Below are 18,448 nucleotides of genomic sequence, written 5' to 3'. Positions count from 1 at the left end.
GGGGTATCACTTATTCCTCTTCAGGTCCCGTTGCCGTATCAGGGCCTCCAGACGGACTTCCGTTGCTTCAAGCCACGCCATCAGACTGTTTACCATGTAGAGGCCCCTCTCGCTCTGCAGCCTGACGAGTTCCTCACGCCAGTATCGTTCGTCGTCGTCCTCCTCGGGGGCGAAGTCTTCTTCTGCGAGGGCGATGACAATGAGGTGGTTTTGGCGGTGTTCACGGCGAAAGCGCAACTCGGTGCGGATAAGTTCCAGAGCCTTTTCCGGGCTCTGTGTTCCCGCGAACTTGAGCCGCACCTGGAAATCGGCGTCCAGCGGCCGCATGGGGGGCTCGTACGGAGAGTCAATCCATTCCTGCAGTTTCCGGCGGCCTTCGTCAGTAATCTCGTACAGCTTTGCGTCCGGTCCGGAGTCCCGGGGGTCGGGGACCGGGATGGCCCATTCGCGATCTACGAGTTTGCCGAGTTGGCGGTAGATCTGGGAGGTCTGCGCGCTGTAGCCGACGTAGGGACCGTGGCGGTCAAGCCATTTGCGCACGTCGTATCCAGTACGGGCCTTGGTACTGAGCAGGCTCAGAAGGATCACCTCGAGCCGGCCCAGGGATCCCCCAGTTTCGGGACGGGAACGCTTGGCCATCGATGCCTTTTCGACTGGTACAGTCACCACTTCTCCTACTCCTCCGCCATGACCGTCGCAGCAAATCGCTTCCGCATTGCCTCTCGATCTTCCTCGCTGATCGGCACCTGCGCATGCCAGGAGACGTGTGTCGCTGAGTTGCCGGGGTTCAAACGCTCCTCAAGGTGCTTCGCGAGGTGGCCCCGACCGGTGTCACGGAGATGCTGCATATAGTCCTTGGGCTGATTGTAGAGCGTAGGGCCCACTTGAAGGGCTCCCTGCATCGGGTCCGGCAGTGCCCCCGGCGTTCCGGCGTAGAATCCCAGCCATTCCAATAGGTTTGACCTCATCTGGGTGGCGAGGGCCGGGTCGGCCTCCATCAGGTTTCTCGTGAGGTGGGGGTCCTCGGTGACATTGAAGAGGGACTCGAGCTCGGCTCGGAAGCATCCTGGGTGGTACGTGCGGATGTAGAGGTGGTCGCGGGTCCGGACTGCCCGCTGGTAGGTGTGGGCGCCGTGTCCCCAGACTAGGTATGGACGCGACTCGATGCCTTCTCCCCGTACGGCAGGAGCGTAGGACACGCCCTGCCACTTTTCCGGCTGCTGGAGTCCCAACAGGTCAACCAGGGTCGGGGCGTAGTCAATGTTGTAAAGCAGTGCGTCGTTGCGGCGGCCAGCTACTCCCGGTTGGTCGGTGATGCCGGGCCAGTGGATGATCATGGGGAGGCGATGTACAGCTTCGGACGCCAGGCCGTGTTCGGCGTAGAGGCCGAGTTCGCCAAAGGATTCGCCGTGATCTGAGGAGACGATGATGGCGACGTCGTCGGCGAGTCCCATCTCCTCGATGGTCCGGCGAAGCCTGCCGAACTCTGAATCCCAGAAGTGTATGGCCCCGTCGTAGCCGTTGATCAGGTGTTCGAAGTCCGCCCGGCTGCGGATCTCGTCCGGCATGTTGTGGGGGACGCGTGATTTCTTCGGTCCCCCGGAGTAGTGGAGGTCAAGGGCGCTCCGTGCGCCGTATATCTCGGCGTGGCCATCGATGGCCTCCTGGTCGGGCCAGGCGGGGGCGGGGCCGGAAGCAGCGGCCTTCCGTGTCCACGACTCGTCCTGCAGGTAGTCGGTGTGCGGGTCCCAGTAAGTGACGTGCAGGTACCAGTCCTCAACGTCCCGGTGCTTTCCGATCCACTCCAGGGCGGCATCGGTGATCATGTCTGCCGGTTCGTCGCCCATGTCGGGGGTAACCTGGACGTTTTCCCGGAAGTTGCCCATGAAGTAGTACGCCCGGTGCCGTTCAGCGAACGATGAGACCGCCGCGCACGTGTAGCCGGCCATGTTCAGCGCCTGGCCCAGAAGCGGCCGCTGAGGATGCGGGGCGTGGCCAGCATCAAGCCGGAATCGTGCATCGTCGCCGAAGTGCCCGATGACACCATTGGTGATCCCATGCTGGCCGCTGGTCAGCGCTGTCCTGGAGGGCAGGCACGGGGAGTCTGAACAGTAGTACCGGTCAAAGACCACGCTGCTCTTGACCATCTCGTCCAGATTGGGGGTGATGTTCCTGGCATAGCCATAGGCGCCGGTGTGGTCGGGGCGGAGCGAGTCCACGTCCACGTAGATGATCTTCATCGATCCATTCCTGTCTGCTGGTTGCCGCTGAAGGCTGCGTGCGGTGGCCGCCCGTCGTGCTGCGGTCCGCTGATGTCATCAGTTATAGCACTAGTGGAAATGTCTGAACAGGCATTTATAGGAGTTCTCTGGGTTTTGCTATTTAACAAGTTAACTAGTTGATGCCTTGTGTTCTGGTTCACACTGTGCCATTCTCGAGTAACTGCTCAATGCTGAGCGGAAGGTACTGCGGCGAGAAACAGCTGGGTGCCTCCACAGCTGAAAGGACGTAATGATGCGTTTTAAGAAGGCCGCCGTTGCAGCCACAATCGCCGCCGGCCTGGCCCTGGCCGGATGCGGCGGTAGCAGCGGGACCACCGGCGCGGCGAAATCATCCCCCAGCCTTGTTGTTGGCAACATCATCCCCCCGGCAACGTTCGAAGCGCGGAACATCAACTGGGGCAACCAGTCGGTGTACTTCCAGGCCGTGTACGACAGCCTCTTCAAGCCCTCACCCAACGGCAAGGATGTCGAAGCCAACCTGGCCACGGAATGGAACTACAACGCAGACAAGACCGTCCTTACGATGAAACTGCGTGACGGCGTTACCTTCACCGACGGCACTGAGTTCACCGCCGATGTCGCAGCTAAGAATCTTCTTCGCTTCCGGGACGGAACGTCACCCCAGAAGAGCAAGATCGTGGATCTGGCAGACGCCACTGCCAAGGACAAAAACACTCTCGAAATCAAGCTCAAGCAGGCGAATCCTGCGTTCCTGATCTACCTCGCCCAAGCTGCCGGCATGCAGGAAAGCCCCGCAGCCTTTGACAAGCCGGATGTGCAGACCAACCCGGTCGGTTCCGGACCCTACATCCTTAATACCGGTTCCAGTGTTGTAGGGACGTCGTACAAGTTCGACAAGAACACCAAGTATTGGAACGCGGACGCAGTCAAGTACGACACTCTGACCATCAACGTCTACAACGACGCGACCTCACTGCTCAACGCCCTGCGCGGCAAACAACTGGATGCCTCTGCCATCAACGATGTCAGCATCATTCCCCAAGTAAAGGCCGCCGGCTTCACCGACAACGGCAGCAATTTGAATTTCGCCGGCCTGATGCTGTTTGACCGTGCCGGGCAAAGCAACCCGGCGCTGGGCAAGGTCGAAGTACGGCAAGCCATTAACTATGCCGTCGACCGGGACGCCTTCCTCAAAGCCGTAGGCCTGGGCTTCGGCGAAGTGACCGGCCAGGTCTTCCGTGAAGACTCACCGGCCTACGACAAGTCCTTGAACGACACCTACAAGTTCGATCCGGCCAAGGCCAAGGACTTGCTCGCCAAGGCGGGCTACCCCAACGGCTTTGACCTGACGATCCCCACCTCCCCGGGATTCCCGAAGCAGATGTGGCCGCTGCTGCAGCAGCAGCTGGGCGACGTGGGTATTAAGGTCTCCTACACCGACGTCGGACAGAACATCATCGCTGACCTTCAGGCCAAGAAGTACGGGGTGTCATACTTCACCCTGCAGCGCGACGCGAACGAATGGCAGCTCATCAGCAACCTTCTGGCCCCCACAGCAACCTGGAACACCTTCAAATACCAGGATTCCACGGTCGATGCGCTGATATCCAAAATCCGCACCGCGGAGGGCGCAGACCGTGACTCCGCCCTGAAGGAACTCAACAAGTACGTCGTTGACCAGGCCTGGTTCGCCCCGTGGTACACGCCCACGAACTTCTTCGTCACCAATGCAAAGACGAAGGTCGAGCTGAACCAGGGCAACGCCTGGCCCAACCTCTGGAACATCACGCCCAAGGCATAGGACCACTGCCGGGGGCCACCTCAAGCCCCCGGCAGCCCTACCCACTGAAAGATCACCATCATGATTTCATTCATCGTGAAAAGGCTGCTCACCGGCATCGTCATGCTCGCCGCCATTACGACCGTCGGGTTCACGCTGCTTTATCTGGGCGGCGGTGACATCGCCAGGAAGATTCTCGGCGAGTCCGCGGACGCCCAAACTGTCGCCCAGAAGGCACAGGAACTCGGTCTTGACCGTCCCGTCCTGGTGCAATACGGCGACTGGGTAGCCCACGCCCTTTCCGGAGACTTCGGCTCTTCATGGTTCAGCGGCCAGACGGTGTCTGCCGCCATCATCTCCCGACTGTCCGTCACCCTGTCCCTTGTCATCGGCACCGTCCTTGTCGTCGCAATCGTCTCCGTGGTCCTTGGCGTACTCGCAGCGACCAAGCGGGGATGGGTCGACAAGCTTGCCCAGCTGCTCGCCGTCCTCGGCCACGCCATTCCCGGGTTCCTCTTCGCCGTCGGCCTCGTCCTGTTCTTTGCGCTGACCCTGGGCTGGTTCGACCCCACAGGGTACGTCCCCTTCACTGAGTCACCCACCGGATGGCTCAAGACCGTGACCCTGCCGGTGATTGCCCTGGCGCTGGGCGGCATCGCCAACGTCACTCAACAGATCCGAGGCGCCGTCATCGACGCCCTTCGCAACGACTACGTCCGCACCCTGCGCAGCCGCGGAATCCCCGAGCGGACGGTCATCCTCAAACACGTCCTGCGCAACGCAGCAGGCCCTGCCCTGGCAGTCCTGGCCGTCATCTTCGTGGGGCTCCTCGGCGGCGCGGTCATCGTGGAACAGGTCTTCGCGATCCCCGGCTTGGGACAGGTAGCCGTCCAGGCCACAACCCAGGGCGATATCCCGCTGGTCATGGGCTTGCTTGTCTCAACGGGTGTCATCGTTATCGTCTTCAACCTCCTGGTCGATCTGGCCCAGGGCTGGCTCAACCCGAAAGTGCGTCTGTCATGACAACTCCTGCACATACCACTGACCCCGAGATCGTCGTCGCACCCCGCGATGGCACCAGGGTCTCGCTGTTCCGCCGCGTACTGCGCAACCCCCTCGCCGTCGCATCGATGGCCTTCCTCGCCCTTGCTGTGCTCACTGCGGTATTCGCCCACTTCCTGGCCCCCCACGATCCCAACAACGCCGTCATCCAGAACGTCCTTGCCCCTCCTGGCGCGGAAAATCCGCTCGGCTCCGACGGAGCAGGCCGCGATGTCCTGTCCCGCTTGATTTTCGGCGCCCAGTTCAGCCTCGCCGGTGCCCTGGTCGCACTGCTGACCGCAATGGTCATCGGCGTCAGCGGCGGCCTGCTGGCCGGCTACTTCGGCAAGTGGATCGACACCCTCTGGACCTGGGTGATCTCGCTGATGATGGCCCTGCCGACCATCATCGTCCTCCTGGCAGCACGGGCCGTCGTCGGCCCCTCGCTATGGCTCTCGATGCTGATCTTCGGCGTCATGCTCTCCCCGGCGTTCTTCCGGCTGGTCTATGCCTCGGTCACGGCGGTCCGGAACGAACTTTACGTCGACGCGGCCCGCGTGTCAGGGCTTAGTGACGCCCGCATCATCGCCATCCACATCCTGTCGGTTGTCCGCGCCCCGATCGTGATCCAGTCCGCCATCGTGGGAGGCATCGCCCTGGCGGTCCAGTCGGGGCTGGAATTCCTCGGCCTTGGTGACATCAATGTCCCTACTTGGGGTTCGATGCTCAGCGACGGCTTCACCAACCTTTACACCTCCCCAATGCTGATCCTGTGGCCGGCCGCGGCCATCGGCCTGACGCTGATCTCGCTGACCCTGCTGGCCAACAGCCTGCGCGACGAGCTCGAACGCGCCAACGCCCCCCGCAAACAAGGCCGCAAGAAGAAGGCCGCAGCGGCCCCGGCCGAGATGAAGGCTGCCGAGAACATCATCCGGCATCCAGAAGAGTCAGCCCCCGAGGGGGACGTCGTTCTCGAGGTCGCCAACCTCTCAGTGGGTTACCCTGCTCCCGATGGAGGCATCAAAAAGGTCGTCCATGATGTTTCGCTGACAGTCCGCAGGGGAGAGGTACACGGCCTCGTTGGGGAATCAGGTTCAGGCAAGACGCAGACCGCATGGTCAGTCCTCCGGCTTCTTCCCGAAGGCGGCAAGATCGTGGGCGGCTCCATCCATTTCCAAGGCAAAGACCTCACCAAGGCGTCCGCACGGGATATGGAAAGGATGCGCGGGCGGAACATCGCTTACATCCCCCAGGAACCCATGTCCAACCTGGACCCGTCGTTCACCATCGGCAGTCAACTCGTTGAGCCCATGCGCATCCAGCTGGGTATCACAGCCAAAGAAGCCCAGGAGCGTGCGCTGGGCCTGCTGGCACGCGTGGGCATCCCGAACCCTGAACGCACCTTTGCCGCCTACCCCCACCAGGTCTCCGGCGGCATGGCCCAGCGCGTTCTGATCGCCGGGGCCATCTCTTGTAACCCGGACCTCCTGATTGCCGACGAACCCACGACCGCCCTGGACGTCACCGTCCAGGCCGAAGTTCTGGACCTGCTCCGCGATCTCCAGTCCGAGTTCCACATGGCAGTCGTGCTGGTAACGCACAACTTTGGGGTCGTCGCCGACCTTTGCGATCGCGTCTCCGTCATGCGCCTGGGACGGATCGTCGAAACCGGCTCCACCGAGCCCATCTTCGAATCCCCGCGCCACCCCTACACCCAGGAACTCCTCGGCGCCATCCTCAGCGACGCCGAACCGCGCGGTCCCCTCGTTCCCACGGGAAGCACCACCGCCCCAACCCCGAACGGAGCAATCCGATGAACGAACCACTGCTGGACATCCAGAACGTCACCGTCGAATATCCCGGCCACGGCTTCCGCGGCAAACCCTTCCGGGCACTGCACAGCGTCTCCGTCGATGTCCAAAAAGGCGAGTGCGTAGGCCTGGTCGGTGAATCCGGCTCCGGCAAGACCACCCTGGGCAGGGCAGTCCTTGGCCTGGCTCCGGTGACCGCAGGAAAGGTCATGTTCCGCGGAGAAGACATCTCCCACGCCAACCGCGCCGACCGCCGTCGGCTGGCCAGCGACATCCAGGTCGTCTTCCAGGACCCCTACACGTCCCTGAACCCCTCCTTGACGGTGGAACAGATCCTGTCCGAACCCCTCGACGTCCGCAAAGTCCCCCGTGCCGAATCATCCAAGCGCATCAAGGACCTCTTCGACATGGTCCGTCTGCCGGCCGACGCCGGCGGCCGTCTTCCCCGCGAATTTTCCGGAGGACAACGCCAGCGCATCGCCATAGCCCGCGCCCTGGCACTCAAACCGGCACTGATCGTCTGCGACGAGCCAGTCTCCGCCCTTGACCTCTCGACCCAGGCCCGCGTCCTGGAACTGTTCAAGGACATCCAGGAACAAACCCAGGTCGCCTACCTCTTCGTCTCCCACGACCTCGAGGTCGTCCGGCACATCAGCCACCGTGTCGCGGTGATGTACCGGGGCGAAATTGTCGAATTCGGCGACGGGGACCAAGTCACCAGCCGGCCCCAGCACCCCTACACGCAACGGCTGTTCTTCGCCGCACCGGTAGCAAACCCAAAGGCGCAGGCACTCCGCCGGGAAGAACGCCGCCAGCTGCTTGCTACCCAGAACGCGTAGGAGACGCACCCAGATGAGCGGAACAGTCGTCGTCGGTTTCTGAGGCGGACAACGCTGGGAACGTCGCCAGGCTCGGTGCGAATTCTCGAGGGGGCGCCCAGCCGTCACATACGGCGCCACCAGGGGCAGGGCCGCTGACGCGCTGGTTACGGAAGCTGCCCACGTGGACACTGCGTTCATCATCGTGGGGAACCGCAGGATGCAAGGCGTCCGGAGGGTTATTAGGCAGCACTACCCACAGCGTCGCCCGTGCGGCTCCCTGTGACGTTTACATTGCCGACACCTACGGCGCCGATTGACAGCACATACCTCAGAACGAAGCAAAGGCAACACAAGTGACAAACATACTTCTGATCACGGCCGACGACATGGACGGCAACACTCCCGGCGCTTTCGGAGGCCCGGATGACGCAACCCCCAACCTCGACCGGCTGGCCGGAGAAGGTATGGTGTTTGGCCGGGCCCACGTCCCGGCAGCAGTCTGCCAGCCAAGCCGCTCCGCCCTCATGACGGGGCTGTGGCCCCACCGCAGCGGCGCTGAAGGCTTCGAACCCATCAACGACGGCATCGGCGTGATCAACGACCAGCTGAAGCATGCCGGATACAGGGTGGGGATTCTCGGCAAGGTCGGACACATCCAGCCCGTGGAGCGATTCGGCTGGGACATGGCGGCCGATATGCGCCAGCTGGGCCTCGGGCGGAACCCCGAAGCCTACGGCACCCGCACCGAGGAGTTCATCACCCATGCATCCCGGGACGGCCACCCCTGGTTCCTGATGGCCAACGCCCACGACCCCCACCGCCCGTTCCACGGCAGCGCCGCGGAGCGCGAATTCTGGACAGACGAGGAACGCAGCGAATACCCCGAACCGTCCAAGGTCTTTACTGCCGGCGAAGTGGATGTCCCCGGCTTCCTTCCAGACATCCCCGGGGTGCGGGAAGAATACGCCGAATACCTGAGCTCGGCACGTCGGTGCGATGACGTCGTCGGAGCCGTGCTCGACGCACTCCAGCGAACCGGGGAAGCGGACGACACCCTTGTTATTTTCTTGTCCGACAACGGCATGGCGTTCCCGTTTGCCAAAGCCAACTGCTACCTCCGCAGCACCCTGACCCCTCTCATTGTCCGTTGGCCTGGGGTGACCAGACCGGGAAGCAGCAACGACGACGCCTTCGTCAACATGCTGGACCTCTTTCCCACTTTTTGTGGCGTCGCCGGTGTCCGGGCACCCGAAGGGCTCGACGGCATCTCTCTCATCCCGCTCCTCAAAGGCGGGAGGGAACAGGGCCGCGACCGGGTGTTCACCGTCTTCCACGAAACGTCAGCCAAACAGCGTTTTGAGATGCGCTGCGTCCAGGACTCACAGTACGGGTACATCTGGAACGGATGGGCGGACGGGAACACGCAGTACCGCGCTGAGAACATGTGGGGACTGTCGTGGCCGGCGATGCTTGAAGCGGCAGAAGACGACGAGGCCATCCGCCAGCGCGCCGACTTCTACCTCACCCGGGCCCGGGAAGAACTGTATGACCTCTCAGCCGACCCGAACTGCCTCACCAACCTCGCTGGCGACCCGGACCTTGAACCGGTGCTCACGCGGACGAGGAACAGCCTCGCGCACTGGATGGCCACCACCGGCGATCCAATGGCCGCGGAATTCCAATCGGGAGTCGGCCTGCCGGTTGAACATGCTGCAGCGGGCGCCCCATGAGCATGCCCAATGTGATGTGGATTTCCACGCATGACATCAACCCGGACCTTGGCTGCTACTCCGGAGAATGGCCCGGTGCCGACTACGCGCACACACCGAACCTGGACCGTCTGGCGGCAGAGGGGGCCCGGTTCGACCGGGCGTTCGCCGCCGCACCGGTCTGCGCACCTGCGCGGTCAGCGATTATGACAGGCTGTTTCCCCAATGCCATCGGCACGATGCACATGCGTACCAAGGCCGTCCCACCGTCTGAAGTGAAGCTGTTGCCCCAATATTTCCGGGAAGCGGGCTACTACTGCACCAACAACTACTTCACTGATTTCCAAGTGGACGTCCCTCCCACCGTTTTTGATGACTGCAGCCCAACGGCGCATTGGCGCAACAGGCCGGATAAGGACACGCCCTTCTTCGCAGCCTTCCATGGAATGACCACTCACGAGTCCCAGATCTACCTTGATGAGGAGTCCTTCCAGCTGGCAACCTCGCATGTCGCGTCACAGGAGCGGCACGACCTGTCGGCCGCGCCGCTCCCGCCCTACTACCCGGACACGGAAGTCTTCCGGAGGGCGTGGGCACGTTACGCGGATCTCATCACCGAGATGGATCACTGGGTCGGCGGCATTCTCGACCAGCTGGAGGAAGACGGGCTCGTCGAGAACACCATCGTGGTCTTCTGGAGCGACCATGGCAGGGGAATGCCCCGGGCTAAGCGCTGGGCAACCGAAGCCGGTTTGCGCGTACCCCTGATCATGCGTTGGCCAGGTGTCATTTACCCTGGCTCAGTCCGGGCTGACCTCGTTCACACGATGGATCTGGCTCCCACCATGCTCGAAGCCAGCGGGCTGGGCGTTCCTGCCCACATGCACGGCAGGTCACTCCTGGGGCGGGACGGCACCTTCAATGACCGCCCGAACCTGTACGTCTACGCCGGTCGGGACCGCATGGACGAATCGGAAGATACCTCCCGGACCGTCCGTGACGAACGGTACCGCTACGTCCGGAACTTCCATCCGGACCGCTCACCCATGCCTCACATCGACTACCCCGATCACACCGCGACGTGGGCAGAGCTTCGGCGATTGAGAGGGGAGGAAGCCAGGCAGCTGGCATGCGGCGAGGTGCCCAGCATCCTCAGTGACCTTCAACGGAGCCTCGTGGCGGCATCCAAGCCCAATGAGGAACTCTACGACCTGGACCTGGACCCCCACGAGACCTGCAACCTCATCGGGGAGCCTGGGTACATGCAGGCCCTGGCCCGGTTAAGGGAAGCACTCAATACGTGGCAGAACGACATCGGAGACCTGGGAATGACGCCCGAACGCCAGCTGATGGAAGCCTGGCGGCCCGGCGGCGAGGCTCCAGTTACCGCAGCACCGTCGTTGTCGATGACTGAGGAGGGCGTGGTGGCCGTCTGTTCGACGCCGGGTGCCTCCATCGGATGGACTGCGTTGCCGCGGCATGCCAAAGAACCCCGGAAACTCATGGACCGGGTAACCGGGAGCCCCGAGGAAGACGGCCGGACGTGGAATCTTTACACCGGCCCCGTCCCGGCCAAGGAGGCCGGCGTCCTGCGGTTCAAGGCATGGCGGCTTGGCTATTCCGCGAGTGACGAAAGCCTCCTGGCGACACCAGGACAAGAGCCCGTCAAAGACGTACAGGGACACAGACTCCAGGACGAGTCGCCGATTCCTACCGTGAACAACAACCTGCAGTGAAAGAAGGAACGATGCACACCCTTACCGTCGACCAGCGGATTGACGCGCTGGTTCAGGAGCTCACGCTGGAAGAAAAGGTTCAGCTGCTGACAGGCCGCGATTTCTGGACGACGTGGCCGATGGAAAAGATCGGGCTGCGGCCCATTCTGGTGTCGGATGGCCCGAGCGGTGTCCGCGGCGAGCTGTGGGATGAGCGCCAACCATCCATGAACTTCCCGTCCGCGACGGCAATCAGCTCGTCCTGGGATCCTGCCATTGCCGACAGGCTGGGTGCCGCTTCCGCCGTCGAGGCCCGCCGGAAGGGTGTGGATGTCGTTTTGGGCCCCACCATCAACCTTCACCGCTCACCCTTGGGTGGCCGGCACTTCGAGGCCTTCAGTGAAGACCCGGTGCTGACGGCCGAACTCGCCGCCGCCTATGTCGCCGGCGCCCAGCGCAACGGGGTGGGAGCAACCCCCAAGCACTATGTCGCCAACGATTCCGAAACTGACCGGTTTACCGTCGACGTTAAAGTCGACGAGCGTCCCCTGCGCGAGCTGTATCTCCTCGCATTCGAAAAGGCCATTGTCGACTCCAAGGCGTGGCTCGTCATGAGCGCCTACAACTCCATCAACGGCACCACCGCCACCGAAAACCAGCTCCTGGAAACACCGTTGAACAGTGAGTGGGGATTCGACGGTGTCGTCATCAGCGACTGGACGGCCGTACGCAGCATCAACAGCGCCAACGCCTCCCAGGACCTCGCCATGCCCGGCCCGGACGGAGCCTGGGGCGACGAGTTGGTCTCGGCCGTCCAAACAGGACAAGTCCAGGAAGCCGCGGTTGATCGAAAAGTGTTCCGTATCCTGCAGCTCGCCGCACGGGTCGGCGCCCTCGAAGGGTTCGAACCGGTGGCCGCTGAGCCCGTAGACCGGGAAGATCCCATAGCCTTTGCCAGGGAAGCTTCCGCGGCAGGAACTGTGATGGTGAAGAACGACGGCGTGCTGCCGCTGCATCCTGCCTCTGTCGCCAAGGTCGCGGTCATCGGGCACAACGCCCGCTTCGCCCGCACCCAGGGCGGCGGGTCGGCAACAGTCCTTCCGGAAGAGGTCGTCACCCCATTTGACGGGATCCGGGAGGCCTTCGGAACGGACAAGGTCAGCTACAGTGTGGGCGCCGTTGTCCAGGAAGGCATCGCCGAACTGCCGCTGGAACGAATCACTAATCCTCTGACCGGTGCACCGGGTGCGCGCGTGACATTCCTGGATGACGGCGGTGCGGAGCTGTTCGCCGAGGACCGGCGCTCCACTGCGTTGGTCTGGTTCGGCGGAGACGCCCCGATCCAGGCCTCCGCCTTGGTCCAGATCCACACGATCTACACCCCGGACGAAGACGGCACACTCAATATCGGGTACGCGACAGTAGGCCAAGGAAGGGTCTTCATCGACGGAGCCCTTCAGTACGAGGGAACTACTGAGGCTGAAGGAACAGATCTCGCGGCCGCCTTCCTCGCACCGCCATCGATCTCCACCCCCGTCAAGGTAACTGCCGGTGTACCAGTTGAAGTGAAGGTTGAGCTCGATACCGCGGACCGCACCGGAGCCCTTGCCAACGCCCTCGGCATCACCGTCGGAATCGAACCAGACACATCCGATCCCGAGGCCCTCATTGCCGAGGCCGTGGAAGCCGCCCGCTCAGCCGACGTCGCCGTCGTCGTCGTCGGCACCAACTCCCGGGTCGAATCCGAAGGCTACGACCGCTCCTCGCTGGAGCTGCCAGGTCTGCAGGACCGCCTCGTACAAGCCGTCACAGCGGCAAATCCCCGGACAGTGGTCATCGTCAATTCCGGCTCCCCGGTCCTGCTGCCGTGGCGCGACAAAGTCGCCGCCACCCTGATTGGCTACTTCGGCGGACAGGAATTCGGCCACGCCTTGACGGATATCCTCACCGGTGTCAGCGAACCCGGCGGAAGGCTTCCCACCACCTGGCCTGCCACCCAGGACGACGTGCCCGTTATCAACGTGACCCCGGATGCAGATGGCACCCTGACCTACGACGAAGGCATCCACGTCGGGTACCGTGCCTGGCTCAAGGCCGGCATGACTCCCGCCTACGAATTCGGGTACGGCCTCGGATACACCAACTGGAACCTGGATACAGCGGACGCCCCTGAACAGGCTGCACCAGGGGTCGACCTGCCGCTGACCGTCGCGCTGACCAACACAGGGAACCGGGCCGGCAAAAACGTCATCCAGATCTACGCCGAAAAGCACGACTCAGCCGTTGACCGCCCCATCCGATGGCTCGTAGCGTCCACCCCAGTGTGGGCCGAATCCGGAGAAACAGTTGCGGCAACCATTAACGTCCCGACCCGCCTGCTGGCGTACTGGGATAACGGATGGACCTACGAACCCGGAGAGTACACCCTGCGAATCGGCACCTCTGTCGCCGACCTTCCGATCAGCAAGCGCGTCCGGCTCACCTGAACCCGACGGGAAGGACCAAAGAATCACAGTGAGCCACGCTATGGAGGGATACCCATCGAAGCAACCTTCGGGCATGCACGCCAGCGGTGGGGGAGAGCGGCTGACCGGCATGCTGGAGGTCAACGTCTCCGAAGCCGAGGAACTGGACCGGGCGTTGGAGGAAGCCATTGCGGTGATCACCAGAGCCGCGACACAGCACCACATGGGAATCATGGTCACCCGAACCGGCGTGGGGAGATACATCGTCAGGGCCCACCCCGCCGTCCCCTACGGCCTGGTCCGGCAACAGCATGGATAAGCAAAGTCCCGCGACTGCACCAGCACCCACCTTGTTTGAAAGGAAGAAAGATGTCGAAGACGAACATCATCTTCATCATGTCCGACGACCACGCCGCCCACGCCATCTCGGCGTACGGCAGCCGGGTCAACCAAACCCCGCATCTGGACCGCATCGCCCAAGACGGCATGCGCATGGATGCCGTGTACTGCACGAACTCCATCTGCAGCCCCTCCCGCGCGTCCATCCTCACCGGAACCTACAGCCACATCAACGGCGTCTCATCCATCTGGACAGAAATGGACTACCGCGTCCCCACGTTCGTGGATGTGCTTCACGCACAGGGGTACAAGACAGCACTCTTCGGGAAATGGCACCTGGGCGAGCACGGCAAGGCCCTGCCGCGCGGATTTGATGCCTGGAAGATTTTTCCAGGACAAGGGGATTATGTAGACCCGGAGATGATCGACGAAGGCGGCAGCACGACAGTTCCCGGATATGCCACAGACATCGTCACCGATCTTTCCATCGACTGGCTGGACGGGCTGACGGGCGGCGAGCCGTTCTGCATGCTCGTGCACCACAAAGCGCCACACCGACCATGGATTCCCGACGAGAAGCACAAGCACCTCTACGCTGATGGGCAGATCCCGGAGCCTGAAACGTTCTTCGACGACTACGCCACGCGCAGCCAGGCTGTACGGAACGTCCACATGACGATTGCCGACGACATGGGGGCCGAGGACCTCAAGACCGAGGTCCCGGAGGAACTGCGCGGACCCGAAAACCGGGAAGCACGCATGCGGTGGAAATACCAGATCTACATGCGTGACTACCTGCAGTGCATCCAGTCCATCGACGACAACGTCGGCCGGCTCCTGGACCACCTCGACGAGCGCGGACTGTCCGAAAACACCCTCGTCGTCTACACATCCGACCAAGGATTCTTCCTCGGCGACCACGGCTGGTTCGACAAGCGCCTGATGTTCGACCAATCACTGCAAATGCCGATGCTGATGAAATGGCCAGCCGAAATCACGGCCGGCAGCCGCTGCGAGGCAATCATCACCAATGTTGATTTCGCCGCCACGTTCCTCGACATTGCTGGAATCAACGCCGGCGACGCACTCCCAACATCACAGGGCCGCAGCTTCCGGCCACTCCTGCGGGGCGAGGACATCGACGATTGGCCCGACGCGGCCTATTACCGGTACTGGGAACACGACGATCCCATACATGCTGCCCCCGGCCACTACGGCATCCGCACCGCGGACTACAAGCTCATCCACTACTACAACGCCGGGCTGGACGTGCCAGGCTCCTCAGATCGTATATACGACGCAGAATGGGAACTATACGACCTGCTAAACGATCCCACCGAAGTCCGAAACGTCGCCGACGATCCCGGCTATGCCCAGATCCGGTCCGAGCTCGAACAGAAACTCGCAGAATACCAGCAGCACTATCAGGATGAACCGTATATGGGACCCGGCACGCCTCACCCTGAGTGGGGCCCCCATGACGAAGGCACACTCGAACGCGTCGAAAAGTACGTGGAAGCGCTTCGGGCATCCAGCTGAAGATCCATCGGAATCAGGCCGGTCAGTCCCGAGGGGACTGACCGGCGCCCGTCGTAATCATATGGGTCCCTCGGAACCCGAGCCTAGGAACATCCATAACCATGTCCACCACACCCCCAGAAGAATTTAGGATCCCACCCTTCGCCGTGCTTGCCGCCCTCAAGTGGAGTGTGAGGCTCTTTTCGTGCAGCCGACGTGAGCGGGCACGGAGGTTCCTTGCACTGCTCGTCCCTTCCGAAAGGGGGACCCGGACAGCCACAAGAAATACCGCTTCGCCATCCCGAAGCAACAAGCAGCTCGAGGAAGGATACAAGGGCACATGACCCATCCCCCTGCCGCTCCCGAAGGGCGCAGCGCATTCTCTGACAGGCTTCTCCGAGGAGGAGATGAACCCGACCCCAGATTCAGCCTGGCAAATGAGCGGACCTTCCTGGCCTGGATTCGCACCTCACTGGCGTTACTCGCTGGCGGTATCGCGGTAGAGGCATTCATGGCCGACCTGTTCGGACCAGAACTGCGGAAGAGCCTGGCTATCCTCTTACTAGGCTTAGCGCTGCTCCTTAGCGGCGGCTCATTCTTTCGCTGGGTCAACATCGAGCGGGCCATGCGGCAGAAGGCACCGTTACCGATGCCGTGGATCGCCCCGCTCCTGGCAGTCGGCGGCGCCCTGGTCGCCAGCATGATGGTCGCCTTCGTGATAACGAGGCAAAACTAGCCATGCGACAAAAACGGCAGCTTCCGATTCACGGCGACGCCGGCCTCCAGCCAGAGAGGACAGACCTGGCGTGGCGCCGGACCACGATGTCACTCATGGCGGCTGCGGCAGTCTTTTTGCGCTGGATACCCCATCACGGTTGGTTCGTGGGCACCCTCGTGCTGTCAGCCACTGCGACGGCCCTTGCCATAAGCCTGACCCACACACGGCGCTTCCGGCGGGCCGTTCACGGGATCAACCATGACAGCATGCGCTCAGACGCCTTGTCGCCTGCTGCTATAGCTGCCGCCGTCGCGGTCCTGGCCACCCTGGGGATTTACACCGTTCTGTTTCTACCCCTTGAGCACTAATTTCTTAGTCGACGAGTTCTTTGGGCGCCAAAAGCCTGGTCATGCAGGGCGACGATCTGCGTTTGGCGTCAGAGTAACCCGGAATTCAGATTCACTGACAGCCGAGCCCCGGGTCTCGGAGAACCGGGGCCGGATCTCCATCGACATGCCGAACCCTTCCTGGTCAGGTGTCCAACGTCCGGGTGGGGTGTGCGTGTTGGTTGTACGGTCGTCGACGGGAGCTGCGATCCTAGCGACTACGGGCTCCTGCTCGATTCCCAATGTAGATGGCGCCGGTCGTGACATCCTCTTCCACGGATTCAAGGCTGCGGCCTCGGGTTTCGGGCACGTTCTTCACAACGAAGATCAGTGCAATGAGGTTGAGGCCGGCCAGCATGAAGAACGATCCGGTGAGGCCCAGCTGCGTGACAAGAGTGGGGAAAAACAACCCCAGCAGCGCGTTGGCGACCCAGAGGCAGAAGACGGAGACGCCGATGCCTAGTCCGCGCATGTGGAGGGGGAAGATTTCCGAGAGCAGCACCCATGTTGCGACGTTGAGGAAGGTCTGCATGGCCCCGACGAAGGCAATCACCAGGATAAGGATGACGAAGGGGCGCAGGACGTTGCCGGCCGGCAGGAGCAATGACGCGCTGCCGATGAGGATGTGGCAGATCGTGATGAGCCCATAGCCTGTGATGAACATTGTCCTGCGGTTAAGCCGTTCCATCAGTCGCAGGGAGAAGATGGACCCCACGACGCCGATGATGCCAGGTGCGACGTTGGCCAGCAGGGCAGCGCTTGAGCTGAATCCGGATTCCGTCAGGACGGTCTGGCCGTAGTAGACGATGGTGTTGATGCCCGTGAGTTGCTGGAACACTCCGACACCTATCCCGACCAGAAGGATTCTGAGCAGCCAGCGGTGGCCGATGATGGCACGCCAGCCAATGGCACCGGCTTCCTTTTCCTTGTCAGCGGCCTGGTGGATTTCTGCGGTTTCGGCATGCGCGCGATCCAGGGGACGAATGGAAGCAAGGACCGTTTCCGCTTCCTCTGTTCGGCCTTTGGTTATCAGCCATCGGGGGGATTCGGGCATGCGGAGCATGCCGAAGAAGAGGAAGACGGCCGGCACGGCTGATACGAGCAGCATGATCCGCCATACCCCGGGAATGTGACCCCAAAGGCTGCCGATGATGGCGTTCATGACAAATGCCGCGAGGGCACCCACGGCGACCATGACCTCGTTCCTGCCGGCCAGGGAGCCCCGGATTTCGTACGGGGCCAGTTCGGCAAGGAATACGGGAACAACGGCTGAGGCGCCCCCGACAGCGAGGCCCAGGACGACGCGTCCGGCCACCATCATTTCGATACCGGGTGCAGCAACGCACAGCATAGTTCCGAAAAGGAACCCTAGGGCCAGGATGGTGATGGTCTTCCGGCGTCCCCAAGTGTCGGCTAGGCGCCCGGAGACGGCAGCACCTACGGCCGCGCCAAGGAGAAGTGAACTGGTTACCACTCCCTCCGTGAGGGGTGTTAGTCCGAGCTCCTGGCTCATCGGCAGCAGCGCGCCGTTGATGACGCCGGAGTCGTACCCGAACAGGAGGCCGCCGACTGTGGCGACCAGGGCGATGGAGCTGAGACGTTTCTGGTGCGGTCCCTTTGTGAGTGGCGGAAGGGAAGAGGTTCCTGCTCTGGATGCCTGGGCGGTATTCATAACGACTCCTTCGTCGGTGCGGTTCTGCATGCAGGGGTACCGCTTGATGGTGTGGTGCAGCAAAGGCCGTCACTGCCGGGTGCGAAGGCACTTGCGCTGCCGCGTGCTGCGGCGGCTTTGGCAGAAGAATGAGCGGCATCATTTGTCGGGAAGACATCAACGGGAAATCCCCGGCTGCCAAGTGTGATGGCCATTACTATCTAAAGCGCTCTAGATTGTCCTGTCAAGCT

14 protein-coding genes are annotated in these 18,448 nt (G+C 62.4%); 11 read left to right on the top strand and 3 right to left on the bottom strand.

The features are described from left to right. Positions 1–6: 6 nt before the first annotated feature. Entirely contained in the window at positions 7–666 is a 660-nt protein-coding gene (locus ACYSM9_RS09560) for a helix-turn-helix transcriptional regulator (RefSeq protein WP_461856740.1), read from the bottom strand. Between the two features lie 8 nt (positions 667–674). Then, positions 675–2,240 (bottom strand): sulfatase family protein, encoded by a 1,566-nt coding sequence (locus ACYSM9_RS09555; protein ID WP_461856739.1) that lies wholly within the window; start codon positions 2,238–2,240, stop codon positions 675–677. A gap of 271 nt (positions 2,241–2,511) precedes the next feature. On the opposite strand from ACYSM9_RS09555, the gene ACYSM9_RS09550 reads away from it, so the two are divergent. From ACYSM9_RS09550 to ACYSM9_RS09500, 11 genes are all read left to right on the top strand, one after another. Beyond that, the gene (locus ACYSM9_RS09550) at positions 2,512–4,044 is read left to right on the top strand and encodes an ABC transporter substrate-binding protein (protein WP_461856738.1); all 1,533 of its coding nucleotides are present in this window, start codon (positions 2,512–2,514) and stop codon (positions 4,042–4,044) included. 60 nt (positions 4,045–4,104) lie between these two features. Next, on the top strand, positions 4,105–5,046 hold the full coding sequence (locus ACYSM9_RS09545; RefSeq protein WP_461856737.1) for an ABC transporter permease: 942 nt from the start codon (positions 4,105–4,107) through the stop codon (positions 5,044–5,046). After that, entirely contained in the window at positions 5,043–6,881 is a 1,839-nt protein-coding gene (locus ACYSM9_RS09540; RefSeq protein ID WP_461856736.1) for a dipeptide/oligopeptide/nickel ABC transporter permease/ATP-binding protein, read from the top strand. The genes ACYSM9_RS09545 and ACYSM9_RS09540 overlap by 4 nt, the downstream gene beginning before the upstream one ends. Then, positions 6,878–7,714: an ATP-binding cassette domain-containing protein gene (locus tag ACYSM9_RS09535; protein WP_461856735.1), complete on the top strand. Its 837-nt coding sequence runs from the start codon at positions 6,878–6,880 to the stop codon at positions 7,712–7,714. Before ACYSM9_RS09540 ends, ACYSM9_RS09535 begins: the two co-directional genes overlap by 4 nt. A gap of 335 nt (positions 7,715–8,049) precedes the next feature. Continuing rightward, positions 8,050–9,426 carry a sulfatase family protein gene (locus ACYSM9_RS09530; RefSeq protein WP_461856734.1) on the top strand — a complete coding sequence of 459 codons (1,377 nt, stop codon included), beginning with the start codon at positions 8,050–8,052 and terminating at the stop codon, positions 9,424–9,426. Further along, positions 9,423–11,141, top strand: coding sequence for a sulfatase family protein (locus tag ACYSM9_RS09525; protein WP_461856733.1), 1,719 nt, complete (start codon positions 9,423–9,425; stop codon positions 11,139–11,141). The genes ACYSM9_RS09530 and ACYSM9_RS09525 overlap by 4 nt, the downstream gene beginning before the upstream one ends. 11 nt (positions 11,142–11,152) lie before the next feature. After that, positions 11,153–13,606: a beta-glucosidase family protein gene (locus ACYSM9_RS09520; RefSeq protein WP_461856732.1), complete on the top strand. Its 2,454-nt coding sequence runs from the start codon at positions 11,153–11,155 to the stop codon at positions 13,604–13,606. A 73-nt stretch (positions 13,607–13,679) separates the two neighbouring features. Continuing rightward, a complete protein-coding gene (locus ACYSM9_RS09515; protein WP_461856731.1) occupies positions 13,680–13,904 on the top strand; it encodes a hypothetical protein in 225 nt (74 codons plus the stop codon). Between the two features lie 50 nt (positions 13,905–13,954). Further along, on the top strand, positions 13,955–15,463 hold the full coding sequence (locus ACYSM9_RS09510; protein WP_461856730.1) for a sulfatase family protein: 1,509 nt from the start codon (positions 13,955–13,957) through the stop codon (positions 15,461–15,463). Positions 15,464–15,782: 319 nt separating this feature from the next. After that, complete coding sequence (locus ACYSM9_RS09505; RefSeq protein ID WP_461856729.1) at positions 15,783–16,178, top strand: YidH family protein; 396 nt, start codon at positions 15,783–15,785, stop codon at positions 16,176–16,178. Positions 16,179–16,180: 2 nt separating this feature from the next. Then, positions 16,181–16,528, top strand: a complete 348-nt coding sequence (locus ACYSM9_RS09500) for a DUF202 domain-containing protein (RefSeq protein ID WP_461856728.1) — start codon at positions 16,181–16,183, stop codon at positions 16,526–16,528. A 229-nt stretch (positions 16,529–16,757) separates the two neighbouring features. Here the strand turns inward: ACYSM9_RS09500 and ACYSM9_RS09495 are convergent, their stop codons facing one another. Then, positions 16,758–18,248 carry a sugar porter family MFS transporter gene (locus ACYSM9_RS09495; protein WP_461856727.1) on the bottom strand — a complete coding sequence of 497 codons (1,491 nt, stop codon included), beginning with the start codon at positions 18,246–18,248 and terminating at the stop codon, positions 16,758–16,760. Positions 18,249–18,448 lie beyond the last annotated feature (200 nt).

The organism is Arthrobacter sp. C152, from assembly GCF_054890965.1.
The sequence above is the reverse complement of the archived record's forward strand: the minus strand, read 5'-3'. Positions and strand labels throughout refer to the sequence as shown.

What these genes read in the sequence shown, in the direction of transcription:
- ACYSM9_RS09540 (WP_461856736.1), top strand. Translation starts at nt 5,043, where the DNA reads ATGACAACTCCTGCACATACCACTGACCCCGAGATCGTCGTCGCACCC.
- ACYSM9_RS09525 (WP_461856733.1), top strand. Translation starts at nt 9,423, where the DNA reads ATGAGCATGCCCAATGTGATGTGGATTTCCACGCATGACATCAACCCG.
- ACYSM9_RS09500 (WP_461856728.1), top strand. Translation starts at nt 16,181, where the DNA reads ATGCGACAAAAACGGCAGCTTCCGATTCACGGCGACGCCGGCCTCCAG.
- ACYSM9_RS09555 (WP_461856739.1), bottom strand. Translation starts at nt 2,240, where the DNA reads ATGAAGATCATCTACGTGGACGTGGACTCGCTCCGCCCCGACCACACC.
- ACYSM9_RS09505 (WP_461856729.1), top strand. Translation starts at nt 15,783, where the DNA reads ATGACCCATCCCCCTGCCGCTCCCGAAGGGCGCAGCGCATTCTCTGAC.
- ACYSM9_RS09510 (WP_461856730.1), top strand. Translation starts at nt 13,955, where the DNA reads ATGTCGAAGACGAACATCATCTTCATCATGTCCGACGACCACGCCGCC.
- ACYSM9_RS09550 (WP_461856738.1), top strand. Translation starts at nt 2,512, where the DNA reads ATGATGCGTTTTAAGAAGGCCGCCGTTGCAGCCACAATCGCCGCCGGC.
- ACYSM9_RS09520 (WP_461856732.1), top strand. Translation starts at nt 11,153, where the DNA reads ATGCACACCCTTACCGTCGACCAGCGGATTGACGCGCTGGTTCAGGAG.
- ACYSM9_RS09545 (WP_461856737.1), top strand. Translation starts at nt 4,105, where the DNA reads ATGATTTCATTCATCGTGAAAAGGCTGCTCACCGGCATCGTCATGCTC.
- ACYSM9_RS09495 (WP_461856727.1), bottom strand. Translation starts at nt 18,248, where the DNA reads ATGCAGAACCGCACCGACGAAGGAGTCGTTATGAATACCGCCCAGGCA.
- ACYSM9_RS09515 (WP_461856731.1), top strand. Translation starts at nt 13,680, where the DNA reads ATGCACGCCAGCGGTGGGGGAGAGCGGCTGACCGGCATGCTGGAGGTC.
- ACYSM9_RS09535 (WP_461856735.1), top strand. Translation starts at nt 6,878, where the DNA reads ATGAACGAACCACTGCTGGACATCCAGAACGTCACCGTCGAATATCCC.